The sequence below is a fragment of the Streptomyces sp. MBT65 genome (assembly GCF_016612545.1).
In the GTDB taxonomy this organism is placed as follows: Bacteria; Actinomycetota; Actinomycetes; order Streptomycetales; family Streptomycetaceae; genus Streptomyces.
The window spans coordinates 1-15,207 of sequence record NZ_JAENRY010000187.1; the positions used below are offsets into that span (position 1 = coordinate 1).

At 70.5% G+C, this 15,207-nt stretch carries 15 protein-coding genes; 5 read left to right on the plus strand and 10 right to left on the minus strand.

All coding sequences use genetic code 11. The annotated features are described in order from the left end of the window. Positions 1–410: MFS transporter (locus JHN63_RS33525; RefSeq protein ID WP_200687835.1), on the minus strand; the 410-nt coding region annotated here is incomplete at its 3' end. A gap of 173 nt (positions 411–583) precedes the next feature. Here JHN63_RS33525 and aroQ point away from each other — a divergent pair. Further along, the gene (gene aroQ / locus JHN63_RS33530) at positions 584–1,057 is read left to right on the plus strand and encodes a type II 3-dehydroquinate dehydratase (RefSeq protein ID WP_026178372.1); all 474 of its coding nucleotides are present in this window, start codon (positions 584–586) and stop codon (positions 1,055–1,057) included. Between the two features lie 74 nt (positions 1,058–1,131). On the opposite strand, the gene JHN63_RS33535 is transcribed toward aroQ, so the two are convergent. The 4 genes from JHN63_RS33535 to JHN63_RS33550 all read right to left on the minus strand — a co-directional run bounded on the left by JHN63_RS33535 (position 1,132) and on the right by JHN63_RS33550 (position 4,698). Continuing rightward, on the minus strand, positions 1,132–1,893 hold the full coding sequence (locus JHN63_RS33535; protein ID WP_234478097.1) for an amino acid ABC transporter ATP-binding protein: 762 nt from the start codon (positions 1,891–1,893) through the stop codon (positions 1,132–1,134). Further along, positions 1,890–2,807 (minus strand): amino acid ABC transporter permease, encoded by a 918-nt coding sequence (locus JHN63_RS33540; protein WP_200687837.1) that lies wholly within the window; start codon positions 2,805–2,807, stop codon positions 1,890–1,892. Before JHN63_RS33540 ends, JHN63_RS33535 begins: the two co-directional genes overlap by 4 nt. Continuing rightward, entirely contained in the window at positions 2,804–3,688 is an 885-nt protein-coding gene (locus tag JHN63_RS33545) for an ABC transporter substrate-binding protein (RefSeq protein WP_200687839.1), read from the minus strand. Before JHN63_RS33545 ends, JHN63_RS33540 begins: the two co-directional genes overlap by 4 nt. A gap of 353 nt (positions 3,689–4,041) precedes the next feature. Next, the gene (locus JHN63_RS33550) at positions 4,042–4,698 is read right to left on the minus strand and encodes an MBL fold metallo-hydrolase (protein WP_200687841.1); all 657 of its coding nucleotides are present in this window, start codon (positions 4,696–4,698) and stop codon (positions 4,042–4,044) included. A gap of 117 nt (positions 4,699–4,815) precedes the next feature. Between JHN63_RS33550 and JHN63_RS33555 the strand changes: the two genes are divergently transcribed. Next, positions 4,816–5,106 carry a hypothetical protein gene (locus tag JHN63_RS33555; protein ID WP_234478098.1) on the plus strand — a complete coding sequence of 97 codons (291 nt, stop codon included), beginning with the start codon at positions 4,816–4,818 and terminating at the stop codon, positions 5,104–5,106. Here the strand turns inward: JHN63_RS33555 and JHN63_RS33560 are convergent. After that, complete coding sequence (locus tag JHN63_RS33560; RefSeq protein ID WP_200687843.1) at positions 5,101–5,787, minus strand: maleylpyruvate isomerase family mycothiol-dependent enzyme; 687 nt, start codon at positions 5,785–5,787, stop codon at positions 5,101–5,103. The genes JHN63_RS33555 and JHN63_RS33560 overlap by 6 nt on opposite strands. 225 nt (positions 5,788–6,012) lie before the next feature. On the opposite strand from JHN63_RS33560, the gene uvrA reads away from it, so the two are divergent. Beyond that, on the plus strand, positions 6,013–8,991 hold the full coding sequence (gene uvrA, locus JHN63_RS33565) for an excinuclease ABC subunit UvrA (RefSeq protein ID WP_200687845.1): 2,979 nt from the start codon (positions 6,013–6,015) through the stop codon (positions 8,989–8,991). A 99-nt stretch (positions 8,992–9,090) separates the two neighbouring features. Here the strand turns inward: uvrA and JHN63_RS33570 are convergent, their stop codons facing one another. Both JHN63_RS33570 and JHN63_RS33575 read right to left on the minus strand, forming a co-directional pair. Then, positions 9,091–10,002, minus strand: coding sequence for a carbohydrate kinase (locus JHN63_RS33570; RefSeq protein WP_200687847.1), 912 nt, complete (start codon positions 10,000–10,002; stop codon positions 9,091–9,093). After that, a complete protein-coding gene (locus JHN63_RS33575) occupies positions 9,999–11,138 on the minus strand; it encodes a LacI family DNA-binding transcriptional regulator (RefSeq protein ID WP_200687849.1) in 1,140 nt (379 codons plus the stop codon). Before JHN63_RS33575 ends, JHN63_RS33570 begins: the two co-directional genes overlap by 4 nt. A gap of 216 nt (positions 11,139–11,354) precedes the next feature. On the opposite strand from JHN63_RS33575, the gene JHN63_RS33580 reads away from it, so the two are divergent. Further along, positions 11,355–11,777 carry a Rieske (2Fe-2S) protein gene (locus JHN63_RS33580; RefSeq protein ID WP_200687858.1) on the plus strand — a complete coding sequence of 141 codons (423 nt, stop codon included), beginning with the start codon at positions 11,355–11,357 and terminating at the stop codon, positions 11,775–11,777. A gap of 27 nt (positions 11,778–11,804) precedes the next feature. Here the strand turns inward: JHN63_RS33580 and JHN63_RS33585 are convergent, their stop codons facing one another. After that, positions 11,805–12,752 (minus strand): hypothetical protein, encoded by a 948-nt coding sequence (locus JHN63_RS33585; protein WP_200687860.1) that lies wholly within the window; start codon positions 12,750–12,752, stop codon positions 11,805–11,807. A 214-nt stretch (positions 12,753–12,966) separates the two neighbouring features. Next, positions 12,967–13,338, minus strand: a complete 372-nt coding sequence (locus JHN63_RS33590; protein WP_200687862.1) for a response regulator transcription factor — start codon at positions 13,336–13,338, stop codon at positions 12,967–12,969. A gap of 175 nt (positions 13,339–13,513) precedes the next feature. Here JHN63_RS33590 and JHN63_RS33595 point away from each other — a divergent pair, with 175 nt between their 5' ends. Continuing rightward, positions 13,514–14,893, plus strand: a complete 1,380-nt coding sequence (locus JHN63_RS33595; RefSeq protein ID WP_200687864.1) for a sugar ABC transporter substrate-binding protein — start codon at positions 13,514–13,516, stop codon at positions 14,891–14,893. Positions 14,894–15,207: the final 314 nt, after the last annotated feature.

A 15,207-nucleotide genomic window follows, 5' to 3' on the forward strand; every position in this document is an offset into this window, starting at 1 on the left:
GCGGGCGCGTGCTCGGCGGTCAGCAGCACTGCCCCGCCCCACTCCCCGCCGAGCCCCAGCCCCTGGAGAAAACGCAGCACCAGGAGGAGCACGGGAGCGGCCACCCCGATCGAGCCGTACGACGGTACGCAGCCCACCGCGACCGTCGAGGCACCGGTCAGCAGCAGCGAGGCGACCAGGACCGGCCGCCGTCCGCGCCGGTCCCCGAAGTGCCCGAACAGGATCGAGCCCAGTGGCCGTGCCACGAAGCCCACACCGAACGTCCCGAAGGCGGCCAGGGTCCCCGCCACCGGCGAGAACGTCGGGAAGAACAGCGGGCCGAGAACCAGGGCCGCCGCCGTGCCGTAGACGAAGAAGTCGTAGAACTCGATCGCGGTGCCGGCGAGTGAGGCGGTCGCGAGGCGGAGCATGGACGGGGTGCTTACGGTGGGTGCATCACGCATGCCGCGTCAACTACCCACAGTGAACGACGGTTACGGGGGCGCGCGGTGGTGCGGAGGCGGCGTGATAGACCGGGTCCGAGCAGCGGCCGTCGACCGGCGGCCCCGCCTGCGACGACATGTCCGAACGGACCGGAGGAACCGTGCCCCGCACCCTGGCCAACGCCCCGATCATGATCCTCAACGGCCCCAACCTGAACCTTCTGGGCCAGCGCCAGCCGGAGATCTACGGCTCCGACACGCTCGCCGACGTCGAGGCCCTGTGCGTGAAGGCGGCGGCCGGGCACGGCGGCACGGTGGACTTCCGGCAGTCCAACCACGAGGGCGAACTGGTCGACTGGATCCACGAGGCGCGGCTGAACCACTGCGGCATCGTGATCAACCCGGGGGCGTACTCGCACACGTCCATCGCGATCCTGGACGCTCTCAACACCTGTGACGGGCTACCGGTGTTGGAGGTCCACATCTCCAACATCCACCAGCGCGAGTCGTTCCGGCACCACTCGTACGTCTCGCTGCGTGCCGACGGTGTCATCGCGGGATGCGGGGTGCAGGGGTACGTGTTCGGGGTGGAGCGGGTCGCCGCGCTTGCGGGGGCAGGGAAAGCCGATGCATAAGGCGTAAGCACCGGCCTCCAGGCGTATGCCCCTTACAGACCACCAGTTACAGACGCCCTGTCACGGGCGGCCGGTCACAGTCGGCCCGCCTCCACGATCCGTCGCAGGAAGCGCTGTGTGCGCTCCTGCTGCGGGTCGCCGAAGATCTGCTGGGCGGTGCCGCGCTCCAGGACCACGCCTCCGTCCAGGAAGCAGACCTGGTCGGCGACATCCCGGGCGAAGCCCATCTCGTGCGTGGCCAGCACCATGGTCATGCCCTCGTCCTTCAAGTCCCGGACGACGGCGAGCACTTCACCGACCAGCTCGGGGTCGAGCGCGGCGGTGATCTCGTCGAAGAGCAGCAGCCGGGGACGTACGGCCAGGGCGCGCACGATCGCGACCCGCTGCTGCTGACCGCCGCTCAGCCGGTCCGGATAGGCGCCCGCCTTGTCCCCGAGCCCGAGCCGCTCCAGCAGCTCACGCGCGTGTGCCTCGGCCTCCGCGCGGGACGCGCCGTGCACCCGGCGCGGGGCCAGGGTGATGTTCTCCAGGACCGTCATGTGCGGGAACAGGTTGTACGCCTGGAACACCACGCCGATACGGCGCCGTATCGCGTCCTGGTCGACGCGCGGGTCGGTGATCTCCTCGCCGTCCAGCCAGATCGCGCCGTCGTCGATGTCCTCCAGGAGGTTCGCGCACCGCAGCAGCGTCGACTTGCCGGAGCCGGACGCGCCGATCAGGGCGGTCACGGTGTGCTGAGGCACCTCCAGGTCGACGTCCCGCAGGACGACGGACGTACCGAAGGTCTTGCGGACGGACTCCATGCGCAGCACGGGGGAAGTGGTGTCGGTGCTCATGTCGTGCCTCCCTGGGCGCGCTGCCGGTCCATCCGTGCCGTCACCCAGTCCGTGAAGCGGGTCATCGGGATGGTCAGCGCCACGAAGACGAGCCCCGCGACGATGTACGGCGTGTAGTTCAGGGCGCGCTGCGCGATGATGTCGGACGCCCGTACGGCGTCGATCGCGCCGCCGATCGACACGAGCCCGGTGTCCTTCTGGAGGGACACCAGATCGTTCAACAAGGGGGGCACCTGTCGGCGTACGGCCTGGGGGAGCACCACGTGCCGCAGCGCCTGCCGGTTGGTCAGGCCCAGGGAGCGTGCCGCGGCACGCTGCGAGGGGTGGATGGACTCGATGCCCGCGCGGAACACCTCGGCGACGTACGCCGAGTACGTCAGCGTCAGCGCCGCACCGCCCAGCCACACGGGGTCGACGGTCACGCCCTGGAGGCGCAGAGCGGGCACTCCGAAGACCACGATCATCAGGTTGATGATGAGCGGCAGTCCGCGGAAGAAGTCCGTGTACGCCGCGGCCAGCACCCGCAGCGGGAAGAACACCGGGCCGCGCAGGGTGCGCGCGATGGCGATCAGCATCCCCAGGACGAGCACCAGGACACCGCAGATCAGCAGCAGCCGGATGTTCAGCCACAGCCCTTCTAGGACCTTGGGCAACGCCTCGCGCGCGTAGTGCCCGTCGAAGAACGTCTCCTTGGTGCGCTCCCAGCCCGGCGCGCTGACCACGACCACGTAGAGGACGACGGCCGTGACCAGGGTCGACACCGCGGCGATCGCGGTCGCGCGACGGGCACGCGCGCGTTTGTGCCGCTCGCGCTCCAGGCGGCGCTCGGAGGGGACGTACGTGTCGCCCCCGCCGGGCATGTCGCCCTTGTCGTCCGCGCCCTCCCGGCCCGACTCGCCCTTCACCACGGTCACTTGAGGACCGGGGCGTCGACGGCGTCGGACAGCCACTGCTTCTCCAGCGCGGCCAGCGTGCCGTCCTTGCGGAGCGCGTCCACGGCCGAGGTCACGCAGGACGTGAGGTCGCTGCCCTTGTCGAGGACGAGCCCGAACTGCTCAGGAGTGCCGCCCTGGTTCTCGAACTGGCCGACGATCTTGGCGTTGGTCACCTCGGCCGAGGTGATGTAGAAGGCGGTCGGCAGGTCGACGACGATCGCGTCGACCTGGCCGTTCTTGAGCGCGGAGACGGCCTGGTCGTTCTTGGAGAACGCGGCCTCCTGCTGCGTGGGCTTCACCACGTCGCTGATGTAGTTCAGGCTCGTGGTGCCCACCTGGGCGCCCAGCTTGAGGCCCTTCAGGCCCGCGATGCTCGTCGCCTTGGCGGCCTTGCTGCTCTTGAGCGCGATGACGGCCTGGCGCACGTCGTAGTAGCCGGACGAGAAGTCGACGGCCTTCTTGCGCTCGGCGCTGATCGACACCTGGTTGATGTCGAAGTCGAAGGTCTTCACCCCGGGCGCGAAGGCCTTGTTGAAGGGGACGCTCTGCCAGACGACGGCGCTCTTGTCGTAGCCGAGCTGCTTCGCCACGGCGTACGCGACCGCCGACTCGAAGCCCTTGCCGTTGGCCGGCTTGTCGTCCTCGAACCAGGGCTCGTACGCCGGTTCGTCCGTCGCGATCGTCAGCTTGCCGGAGGTCTGGGTGGCCAACTTGCCCTTGGCGCAGGTGGTCGCGGTCGAACCGGAGGCCTGGTCGGAGGCTTTGTCCTCCGGTTGCGGAGCACAGCCGACGGCGGTGGCGAGGAGGGCTATGGTGACGGCGGCTATCGCGCGACTCGGTACGCGAGGGGCAAGGTGCATGGCGGGAGAGTGACAGCCAAACGTCCTGTTTGTCGAGGTCACAGCCCTCAATGTCCGCATATTGGGAACGGGTGTTGCGTTCTCGTGAACAGTTCCTGTGCGATCCCACCCGCGACGCGCTCGCGACTCGCTCGCCGGGGCCGCCGGTCGAGGGCGGGGATCGAAGGACCGGCGGCCCATCCGCGCAGGAGCCGTCGTCCTGAGCGGGGCTGTTTCCAGTTGACCGCGCAACCACGTGCGGTGGGAGCGCGCGCGGCACACCGGCGCGTGCGAAGGATTCACACGGGGCGCGCACGCACCGGTTCACGCCCCGGTGTTCACCACCCGCGCGTGATGCGCGGATCGGGCCGACCTCACCACCCGCGCGCGTGCCACTCCGGCAGATGCGGGCGCTCGGCGCCCAGGGTGGTGTCGTTGCCGTGTCCCGGGTAGACCCAGGTCTCGTCCGGGAGCGCGTCGAAGATCTTCGTCTCGACGTCGTGGATCAGACTGGCGAACGCCTCGGGGTCCTTACGAGTGTTGCCCACACCGCCCGGGAACAGGCAGTCCCCGGTGAACACATGAGGGTGCCCGTGCGGGTCGTCGTAGACGAGCGCGATCGAACCCGGGGTGTGGCCCACGAGGTGACGCGCGGTCAGTTCGACCTGCCCCACGCGGATCGTGTCGCCGTCGTCGACCAGGACGTCGGTCGCCACGGGGATGCCGTCGGCGTCCTCACGACCCGCGTACGTACGCGCGCGCGTGGCCGTCACGATCTCGGCGAGCCCCTGCCAGTGGTCGCCGTGCTGATGGGTGGTCACCACGGACGCGATGCCGTCGTCGCCGATCGTGCCGAGTAGGGTCTCCGCGTCGTTGGCCGCGTCGATCAGCAACTGCTCGTCGGTGGCCCGGCAGCGCAGCAGATAGGCGTTGTTGTTCATGGGTCCGACCGCGATCTTGGTGATCATCAGGTCCGTGAGTTCGTGCACATCCGCCGGTCCGCCGACCGTGACCTCGCCGCTGTACGTCATGGTGGTCAGCCTAATCCGTCGGCGAGGGCGTTCCGAAGGGATCGGCTTCCCCCCGACGTTCGAGCGCGGGACCGGGATGCCTTGAGCGCGGCGGTGACGGGGGTCGATCATTCCGCCATGAGACCCGAAGTGCGCACGTTCGTCGCCGACGGCCCGCTTCCCGACTGGGACGCGAGCGAAGCGGAGATCGACCGGCGGGACCGCCAACTCGCCGCGATCCCGAGGCCGGTCACGGCGGCGGAGGCCCGGGCGCTCGTCTCCTGCTTCGGCCCGGACGACTGCTACGGCGTCGCCTGGACGCTCCTCCACCTCATCGAGACCGGCCCGGACCCGGTGCTCACCGTCCGGCCCGCGCCCGACGCCAACGAGTGGCACCGGCGGCTCTACGAGAGGGCCGGAGGCCTATAGCGGGGGAAGCGTCGGCAAGGAGCCGCCGTCGACCGTGAGGCCGGACCCGTCGCGCCGGCCGCAAAGCCAGCCGAGCAGCTCGACGGGGCTTCCGGTGACGGTGAGTTCGGGCTTGTCGGCCGCCCGGCCCGTGCTCCACGCGTGCGTGCCGTCGGTGATGTGTGTCGACGGCACATCGGGGTGCCCGTCGAACCGCTCGACCAGGAACTCGGTCTCGCGCCGGACGAACTCCTCCGGAAGATCGTCCAGCTCGTACCCGACCCCCAGGTCCACGTGATGCAGCTCGACCTCGACCCAGCGCCGGAACGGGATCCGGGAGGCGCTGTCGACGACCCCGTTGCGCAGCTCCACCGGGCGCGACCAGTCCGCCGGAGCGGCGCCGACCGCCTGGAAGCCGGCCGCGCTCTCCCGCAGGTCGGCGAGCTGGACGTCGAGGGGGCGCGGGGCGTCGCGCTCGATGTCGGCGTCACGGACGCCCGCCGTGGCGTACATGGGGCGCCCCTCCAGGACGTTCACGAGGGCGTCCGCGTTGCGGGCGAGGTGGGCGAGGACGTGGCCGCGGCTCCAGCCGGGAAGCCGTGACGGCTCGGCCACGGAAGCGTTGTCCAGTCCGGCGGCAGCGGTGAGCACCCGCTCGGTCGCATCACGTACAGAGGCCAGGTCATGAGCGTGATCAATCATGCTGCTGACCCTAGTCCCGCCACACCTTTGGGTGAAGGTGGTGAAGCAGTGCCGTAAATCGAATGCACGTGCTATATCGTCGGATGCGGCGTCGGGCATGCTGGAAGGCCGGAGGTTGTTATGCCTCGGCCGGGATTCCGACCGGCGTTGTCAGTGGCTCCCCCTAGTCTGAGAACGACGGGGGCCCCGCCCCTGTCACTTCTCTCAAGAAAGGTGCGGACCGGCGTGGCCGACCGTCTCATCGTCCGTGGCGCGCGCGAGCACAATCTGAAAAATGTCTCGCTCGACCTTCCACGCGACTCGCTCATCGTTTTCACGGGCCTGTCCGGGTCGGGCAAGTCCTCCCTGGCCTTCGACACGATCTTCGCCGAGGGCCAGCGGCGCTACGTGGAATCGCTCTCCTCGTACGCCCGCCAGTTCCTCGGCCAGATGGACAAGCCGGACGTCGACTTCATCGAGGGTCTCTCCCCGGCCGTCTCCATCGACCAGAAGTCGACCTCGCGCAACCCGCGCTCGACGGTCGGCACCATCACCGAGGTCTACGACTATCTGCGTCTGCTCTTCGCGCGCATCGGCAAGCCGCACTGCCCTGAGTGCGGCCGTCCGATCTCGCGCCAGTCGCCGCAGGCCGTCGTCGACAAGGTCCTGGCCCTGCCCGAGGGAAGCCGTTTCCAGGTGCTGTCGCCGCTGGTGCGCGAGCGCAAGGGCGAGTTCGTCGACCTGTTCGCGGGCCTCCAGACCAAGGGCTACAGCCGCGCGCGCGTGGACGGCGAGACCATCCAGCTCTCCGAGCCGCCCGTCCTGAAGAAGCAGGAGAAGCACACCATCGAGGTGGTCATCGACCGCCTCACGGTGAAGGACTCCGCCAAGCGCCGGCTCACCGACTCCGTGGAGACCGCCCTCGGGCTGTCCGGCGGCATGGTCGTGCTCGACTTCGTCGACCTCCCCGAGGACGACCCCGAGCGCGAGCGCATGTACTCGGAGCACCTGTACTGCCCGTACGACGACCTGTCCTTCGAGGAGCTGGAGCCCCGCTCCTTCTCCTTCAACTCGCCCTTCGGCGCCTGCCCCGAGTGCTCCGGCATCGGCACGCGCATGGAGGTCGACGCCGAGCTGATCGTCCCGGACGAGGACAAGTCCCTGGACGAGGGCGCCATCCACCCCTGGTCGCACGGCCACACCAAGGACTACTTCAGCCGCCTCATCGGCGCCCTCGCGGACGCGCTGGGCTTCCGCACCGACATCCCCTTCGCGGGCCTCCCGCAGCGCGCCAAGAAGGCCCTGCTGTACGGCCACAAGACGCAGATCGAGGTGCGGTACCGCAACAGGTACGGCCGCGAGCGGGTCTACACGACGCCCTTCGAAGGCGCCGTCCCCTTCGTCAAGCGCCGGCACGGCGAGGCGGAGAGCGACGCCAGCAGGGAGCGCTTCGAGGGCTACATGCGCGAGGTGCCCTGCCCCACCTGTCACGGCACGCGCCTGAAGCCCGTCGTCCTCGCGGTCACGATCATGGACAAGTCGATCGCCGAGATCTCCGGCATGTCCATCAGCGACTGCGCGGAGTTCCTGGGCGGGATGAAGCTCGACGCCCGCGACAAGAAGATCGCCGAGCGCGTCCTGAAGGAGTGCAACGAGAGGCTGCGGTTCCTGGTCGACGTCGGCCTCGACTACCTCTCGCTGAACCGCGCGGCCGGCACGCTCTCCGGCGGCGAGGCCCAGCGCATCCGCCTGGCCACCCAGATCGGCTCCGGACTCGTCGGCGTCCTGTACGTCCTGGACGAGCCGTCCATCGGCCTGCACCAGCGCGACAACCACCGGCTGATCGAGACCCTGGTCCGGCTGCGCGACATGGGCAACACGCTCATCGTCGTCGAGCACGACGAGGACACCATCAAGGTCGCCGACTGGATCGTCGACATCGGCCCCGGCGCGGGCGAGCACGGCGGCAACGTCGTGCACAGCGGCTCCCTGAAAGAGCTGCTCGCCAACGAGGAGTCGATGACCGGGCAGTACCTGTCCGGCAAGAAGGCCATCCCGCTGCCCGAGATCCGGCGCCCGCTCGACCCCTCCCGCCGGCTCACGGTGCACGGCGCCCGGGAGAACAACCTCCAGGACATCGACGTCTCGTTCCCCCTGGGTGTGTTCACCGCGGTCACCGGAGTCTCCGGATCCGGCAAGTCGACCCTGGTCAACGACATCCTGTACACGCACCTCGCGCGTGAGTTGAACGGCGCGAGGAGCGTGCCCGGACGGCACACGCGCGTGGACGGCGACGACCTCGTCGACAAGGTCGTGCACGTCGACCAGTCGCCCATCGGCCGCACCCCCCGGTCCAACCCGGCGACGTACACCGGAGTCTTCGACCACGTCCGCAAGCTGTTCGCGGAGACGACCGAGGCGAAGGTGCGGGGCTATCTGCCCGGCCGCTTCTCCTTCAACGTCAAGGGCGGCCGCTGCGAGAACTGCGCGGGCGACGGCACCATCAAGATCGAGATGAACTTCCTGCCGGACGTCTACGTCCCGTGCGAGGTGTGCCACGGCGCCCGCTACAACCGGGAGACGCTGGACGTCCACTACAAGGGCAAGTCCATCGCCGACGTCCTGAACATGCCGATCGAGGAGGCCACGGAGTTCTTCGAGGCGGTCCCCGGGATCGCCCGCCACCTCAACACCCTCAAGGACGTCGGCCTCGGCTACGTCCGGCTGGGGCAGTCCGCGACCACCCTGTCCGGCGGTGAGGCCCAGCGCGTCAAGCTCGCCAGCGAGCTCCAGCGCCGCTCCACCGGCCGTACGGTCTACGTCCTGGACGAGCCCACCACCGGCCTGCACTTCGAGGACATCAGCAAGCTCCTCACGGTGCTCGGCGGCCTGGTCGACAAGGGCAACACGGTCATCGTCATCGAGCACAACCTCGACGTGATCAAGGTCGCCGACTGGGTCGTCGACATGGGTCCGGAAGGCGGCGCGGGCGGCGGACTCGTCATCGCCGAGGGCACCCCGGAGCAGGTCGCGGCCGTAGGGGCCAGCCACACCGGCAAGTTCCTGCGCGAGATCCTCGACGCCGACCGGATCAGCGACGGGGCCCCGGTGAAGGCCCCGCGCAAGGTGGCGGCCAAGAAGACGGCGGCGGTCCCGGTGAAGAAGGCGGCGCCCGCCAAGAAGGCCACGCCCGCGAAGAAGACGACGCGAGCCCGCAAGGCCTGACCGGCACGGAGCGAGGACATGAAGGCGGCGCCCCGCGGGAACTTCCCCGCGGGGCGCCGCACTTGGCAGTGCAATGAGCCTGCCACCGCTCAACGCCCGCTACAGATCGCCCAGTTCAGAGGCGTACGGCGGCTCGGCCCCCGCCCGTGAGCACGTGATCGCCGCCGCCCGCGCCGCGAACCGCAGCAGCTGGGTCCAGCCGTCGCGGCCCAGGACGGCCATCCCCTCCGCGGACAGCGCGTTCCGGGCGGACAGATGGTGCAGCAGGGCCGCGTTGACGGTGTCGCCGGCGCCGATCGTGTCCACGACGTCGACCTTCTCGCCCGGCACCGGATACACCGTGCCGTCCTGGGTGAACGCGGCCAGGCCGTCGCCGCCCTGGGTGATCACGACGGCCGAGGGACCGGCGTCCAGCCACTCGCGCGGGGTGCCGCCCAGCCACAGCGCGTCCTCCTCGGACAGCTTCAGCAGCGACACGTACGGCAGCCAGCTCTTGAAGCGCGCCCGGTAGGCGTCCGGGTCCGCGATCAGGCCGGTGCGGATGTTCGGGTCGAGCAGGGTGAACACGCCCTGCCCGGCCGCGGTCCGCAGCAGCTCCTCGTAGGCACTCGCGCCCGGCTCCAGGACGAGCGAACAGGTCCCGAAGGACACCGCCTCGGTCTCGGCGGGCAGCGCCGAGGGCACCGTGAAGAGCCGGTCGGCGGTGCCGTCGACGTAGAAGGAGTACGTGGCCGAGCCGTGTGCGTCGAGCGTGGCGACCGCGAGGGTGGTCGGCTCCGGCCCGCGCTGTACGTCCAGGACGTCCACGTCGGCCTGCCGCAGCCCGGCGAGGAGGGCCTCGCCGAACGTGTCGTCGGACACGCGGGAGCAGAAGGCCGTGGGGGAGCCGAGGCGGCCGAGGGCGACGGCGGTGTTGTAGGGGCCGCCGCCGAGCGCCGGCTTCAGGGCGGCGAGGGCTCCCGTGCCCTGCGGCACCAGGTCGATGAGGGCCTCACCGGCTACGACGATCACGAGGCGGTTCCTTCCTTGGACTGTTCGGGCTGGTCAGGGCAGCCGCAGGAGGTGCGGTGGACGAAGGCGCAGGGGAGCCGCAGGATCCGGGCGGGCCGGTCCGGCGAGGCGAGCCGGTCCAGCAGGAGCCGTACGGCCCGGGCGCCGATCTCCTTGCTGGGCTGGGCGATCGCGGTGAGCCGGGGCTCGAACAGGTCGGCCCAGGTGAAGTCGTCGAAGCAGCACAGCGCGAGATCGCCGGGGACCGACAGACCGCGCTCGCGCAGGGCGCGCAGGGCGCCGATCGTCATCGTGTTGTTGGCGGTGACCAGCGCCGTGGGCGGGGCGGCGAGGGACAGCAACTTCTCGGTGGCCCGCTCGGCGGCGGCCGACTCGGAGTCGCCGTGCGCCAACAGCCGTTCGTCGTAAGGGAGTCCGGCGGCGGCGAGGCCGTGGCGGTAGCCGGCGATCCGCTCGCGGGTGGTGCTGAGCCCGGGCAGGCCCGCGACGAGGCCGATCCGGCGGTGACCGAGTCCGGCGAGGTGCGTGACGAGAAGGGCCGTCGGCTCGACGTTCTCGGCGCACACCTGGTCGAAGGCCCATGCCCGGCCGGAGGGGACCGCCCGGCCGGAGGGGACTGCCTGGTCGGCGGAGGCCGCCTGGTCGGCGGAGGCCGCGTCGTCCGAGGGGACCGCATCGGCCGAGGGCGCCTCGACCACCCGGTCGAGGAACACCGTCGGTACGGAGTGCCGGCCGAGGTAGGCGACCAGGGCGTCCGGGGCCGCCGACGGCGCGACGATCATGCCGTCCACCCGGCGCTCGTGCAGGAGTTGGACGACCTTGTGCTCGTGCTCCGGGTCGTCGTGCGGATCGGCGATCAGCAGGCTGTAGCCCTGCTCCAGGGCGCCGGCCTCGACGCCCTGGAGGATCTCCGTGAAGTACGGGTTGCTGATCGCCGACACCGCGAGGCCGATCGAGCGGGTGCGGGACGTCACCAGCGAGCGGGCGAGGGTGTTGGGGGTGTAGCCCAGCTCCTCGATCGCGGTCAGCACGGCCTGCCGGGTGGCGGGCAGCACCGGACGGGTGTCGTTCAGCACGTGCGAGACGGTCGCGACGGACACACCGGCGCTCCGTGCGACGTCGACCATGGTGGCCATCGTGGGTCCCCCTCCCCGAGGTGCGGCGGGCCTCGGACGCGGCGGGCCTTCCGGTCGGGAACGTATCCCATCCGGCGCCCGACGTAAACGCTTGCGCAAACGTTTACGTACCGTGAGCACCCATGCGCTGAACCCGGCTCAAAGCGGGCGGAACCCCACCGGTATCGTCGCCGTGCACCCACCGCTGAACAGCCCGAACGACAGCTGGAGACCCCCATGCCCGGCCGCCCCGCCCCGAGCCGTCGTACCGTCCTGCGCGGAGCGGCCCTCACGCCCGCCGCCGGGCTCGGACTCGCCGCCTGCTCGGGCGGCGGCTCAGGGGCCTCGGCGACGCCGACCGCGCCCGTGGAGCTCGGCGCGGAGAGCGAGCTCGCCAAGGGGAGCGCCAAGCTGTACCGCGATCAGAACGTGGTCGTCAGCCGGGCCGCGAACGGCACCCTCAAGGCGTACAGCACCATCTGCACGCACGCGCAGTGCCCCATCAACAAGCTGGACGGTACGACGCTCGTCTGCCCGTGCCACGGCAGCCAGTTCGACGCCACGACCGGCAAGGTGCTCCGGGCCCCGGCCACCGAGCCGCTGCGGGAACTGAAGGTGACGGCAGAGAACGGGAAGATCGTCGCGGGTCCGGCGGCCTGATCAACAGGGCGTCCCGGCCACGGTGGCTCACTCCCAGTCCCAACCGATCCCCACGATCCCCGACCGCATCCGCGGCTCGACGAGGTGCACCGAGTGGTGTCCTCCGGCCAGGCGCAGCTCCTGACGGCCGCTGCGCGGGGCCGCCGCCGAGTGCTGGGTGAAACGGTGGCAGCGCACCGGGAGCGCGTTCTCGTCGAAGCTCACCTGGAGCGCGTACTGGCCGCCCGCGATACCGAAGTCACGGAGGTACTCGCGGGAGACGCCGGCGGTGCCGTCCTCGACGCCGTAGCGGAAGAGGAACGTATCTCCCGAGCGCAGGCGGGTGCCGAAGAGGAGTTCGGCGACCAGGATGCCGGTCTCGTGGTGGCGGCGGACACGGCCCGTGCGGCAGTTCTCCAGGGCGTGCACGGTCATGCGGTCCGGGGCGCAGCCCGGGTCGCCGTAGTGGACGGCCATGAAGCGGTCGATGCCGTCCCGGTGGGCGCGGACGATGTGCTGCGACTCGCGGCCGACCAGTTCGCGGTGCGGGCCGATGCGCACGCGCTCGTGGTGGCCCAGGGTGTGCAGGCCGCTGTCGAGCGAGGACTCCAGTTCGGCCAGGAGTTGTTCCAGGACTCCGGAGGCCTCGACGAAGGAGCGGTAGGAGCGGGCCGCCGGGCGCTGCGCCACGGCGCGTTCCTCGGCCTCGGCGAGCAGCCGGATCAGCGACTCCTCGGGGAGCTGGAGGATCTCCTCCAGGGCCCGTACGGCGCGCAGCGACTCGGGGCGCTGCGGGCGGCGGGCGCCCTGCTGCCAGTAACTCAGGCTGGTGACGCCGACCTTGACCCCGTAGCGCGTCAGGTGGTGCTGGACGCGCTGCAGCGGCAGTCCGCGGGCGGCGATGGCGGCGCGCAGCGCGACGTGGAAGGGGCCGCCGCGCAGGGCCGAGTCCAGTTCCGCGGTGGCGACGTCCGCCTGCTGTGTGGCGTGCGGCATGCAGGGGCCCTTTCTGTGAATGTTCACAACGGCTGGTCAGGCCGTTCACGCGAGTCGCTCCGGGCCCCCGTCGGCGCCGGAGGAAGGTCCTCACATCCGTACGCGCCGTCGTTCACGCCCCGAGTTCCCCCGCATTGAAGCGTGTTGACCAAGTCCCGACAACACCTGTCGCCCATCAGGCATATGTGACCTGGCCGAGTCACGACGGGTGCTCTCACGGCGGTGCGGTCGGCCTGTCGTCGCCCAGCACGTCCCTGATCGCCCGTGCGGACACGGCCGACTTGTGCAGGAAGCCGTGCGCGGGGCTGGCGGCGATGAGTTCCTGGAAGTCCTCCCGGGAGTGGGTCGAGATGAGGATCACCGCCGGTACGTTGCCCACCAGCCGGCGCGCGACGTCGAAGCCGTTCTCGCCGTCGAGGTCGAGATCGACCAGGGCGACGTCAGGGGCCGTCTCCCGGGCCCGGGAGACGGCGTCCGCGCCCGTCGAGGCGATGCCGACGACTTCCACCCCGCTTCGCTCCAAAAGGGCGCGAGCCGCCTCCAGGAACCGGGCGCTGTCATCGACGAGGAGACAGCGCAGTGACATGTCCTCAGCTTGCCAACCGGTGGTCGGTCGCGCCTTCCGGCTAGCCGGAAAGTGCTTGAAGTCCCGTGCCACGGACGAAGGTTCTCGTGCACACAGGGCGATGGGGATTCGACGGGCGGTAGCATGACGGCGCCCTGGGGGAGACCGCGTCGTCCGGTCGAGTGGGGGGTGTGCCATGAACCGAACGAGTGCCACGCGCGCGTGGCCGGGTGTCCGCGGGACCCTGGTCCCCTGGGTGGCGTGCGCGGCCCTGCTGCTGGCCGCGTGCGACGGCGGCGGGAGCGCCACCAAGGGGGTGAGCGCGTCCCCGAAGGACACCACCTGCGACGGGAAGATCGACGGCACCGCGCACATCACCGTCTGGTACCACGCCGGTCCCAGTGGCGAGTTCACCACGCTCCAGAACCAGGTGAAGGAGTTCAACAGGCGGCAGAAGCAGGTGCGGGTCGAGCTGGTCACCCTTCCGGAGAACCGCGCCTACACCGACCTGGTGCTGTCGGCCGCGGCCAGCGGCGACCTGCCCGACCTCCTGGACTTCGACGGGCCGAACCTCTACAGCTACGCCTGGTCGGGCAAGCTCCGGCCGATCGACTCCTGTGTGCCCGCGGGCGTCCGCGCCGACCTGTTGCCGACGATCCGTCAACAGGGCACCTATGCGGGCCGGTTGTGGGGCGTCGGCACCTTCGACTCGGGCATGGGCCTGTATGTGCGCAAGTCCGTGATGAAGAAGGCCGGGATACGCCTGCCGACCGGCCCCAAGGACGCCTGGACGGCGGCCGAACTGACCGGCATCCTCCGCACGTTGCGCACCCAGGGCTACAAGGCGCCGCTCGACCTGCGGCTCGTCTACTCGCAGCCCGGCCAGGAGTGGAACACCTACGGCTTCGCGCCCGCCGTGTGGTCGGCGGGCGGCGACCTCGTCGAGCCCAGGAACCACCGCACCGCCGACGGCTATGTGAACGGCCCCGGTTCGGTCGAGGCCCTCACCGACCTGCAGAACTGGGCCAAGGCGGGGCTCATCGACATGGTCAAGGACGACAAGGCGTTCGTCAGCGGCCGCAGCGCGATCTCCTGGTGCGGCCACTGGACCTATCCGGAATTCAACAAGGCGTTCCCCGGAGACGTCGCGATCGTCCCGCTGCCCGACTTCGGCAAGGGGACCGCCACCGGCATGGGCTCCTTCCAGTGGGGCGTCCCCGCGGGCAACGCCGACGGCGACGCCGTGTGGCGCTTCCTGTCCTTCCTGCTCCAGCCCGCGCAGGTGCACCGGATGACCGTGGCCAACGGGGCGATCCCGGCCACGGAGAGCGCGATCAGGCTCTCGCCGCAGTACGCGCCCGGCGGCACCGAGCACCTCTTCATCGAGCAGCTCCGGGACGGGGTGGCCCGCCCCAGGCCGCAGACGCCCGCCTACCCGGCGATCACCGACGCCTTCTCCCGGGCCTTCGCGAAGATCATCTTCGATCGGGCGCCGGTCAAGGCCACCCTCGACGAGGCCGCCAAGAAGATCGACCAGGACCTCGCGGCACACGACGGCTATCCGCCGAGCACGTAGCGAATCGGGGGCCACGCGTGTGTGCCCGACGGGGGCCCCACGCGCGCGTGCCGATCACGTCTGCCGATCGCGTCTGCCGGTTCCGAGGAAGCCGTCCTCCCCAAGGCCCTGACGATCATGGCCGGTTGAGGGCAGGCTGGGCACGTGACCGAGCCTCATCGATACGCATCCGCCGCAGGCCGCTGAGAGCGCGCCGTGCGTCGCCCCCTGCCTCCGGGCCTGCTCCGTAGGGTGCCGGCAGGGCTCCGCCCCGAGCCCGACCTCGCCCCGCCCACCGCGCTCCCGGAGCTGCGCAGCCCGCGCTCCGACCGCCC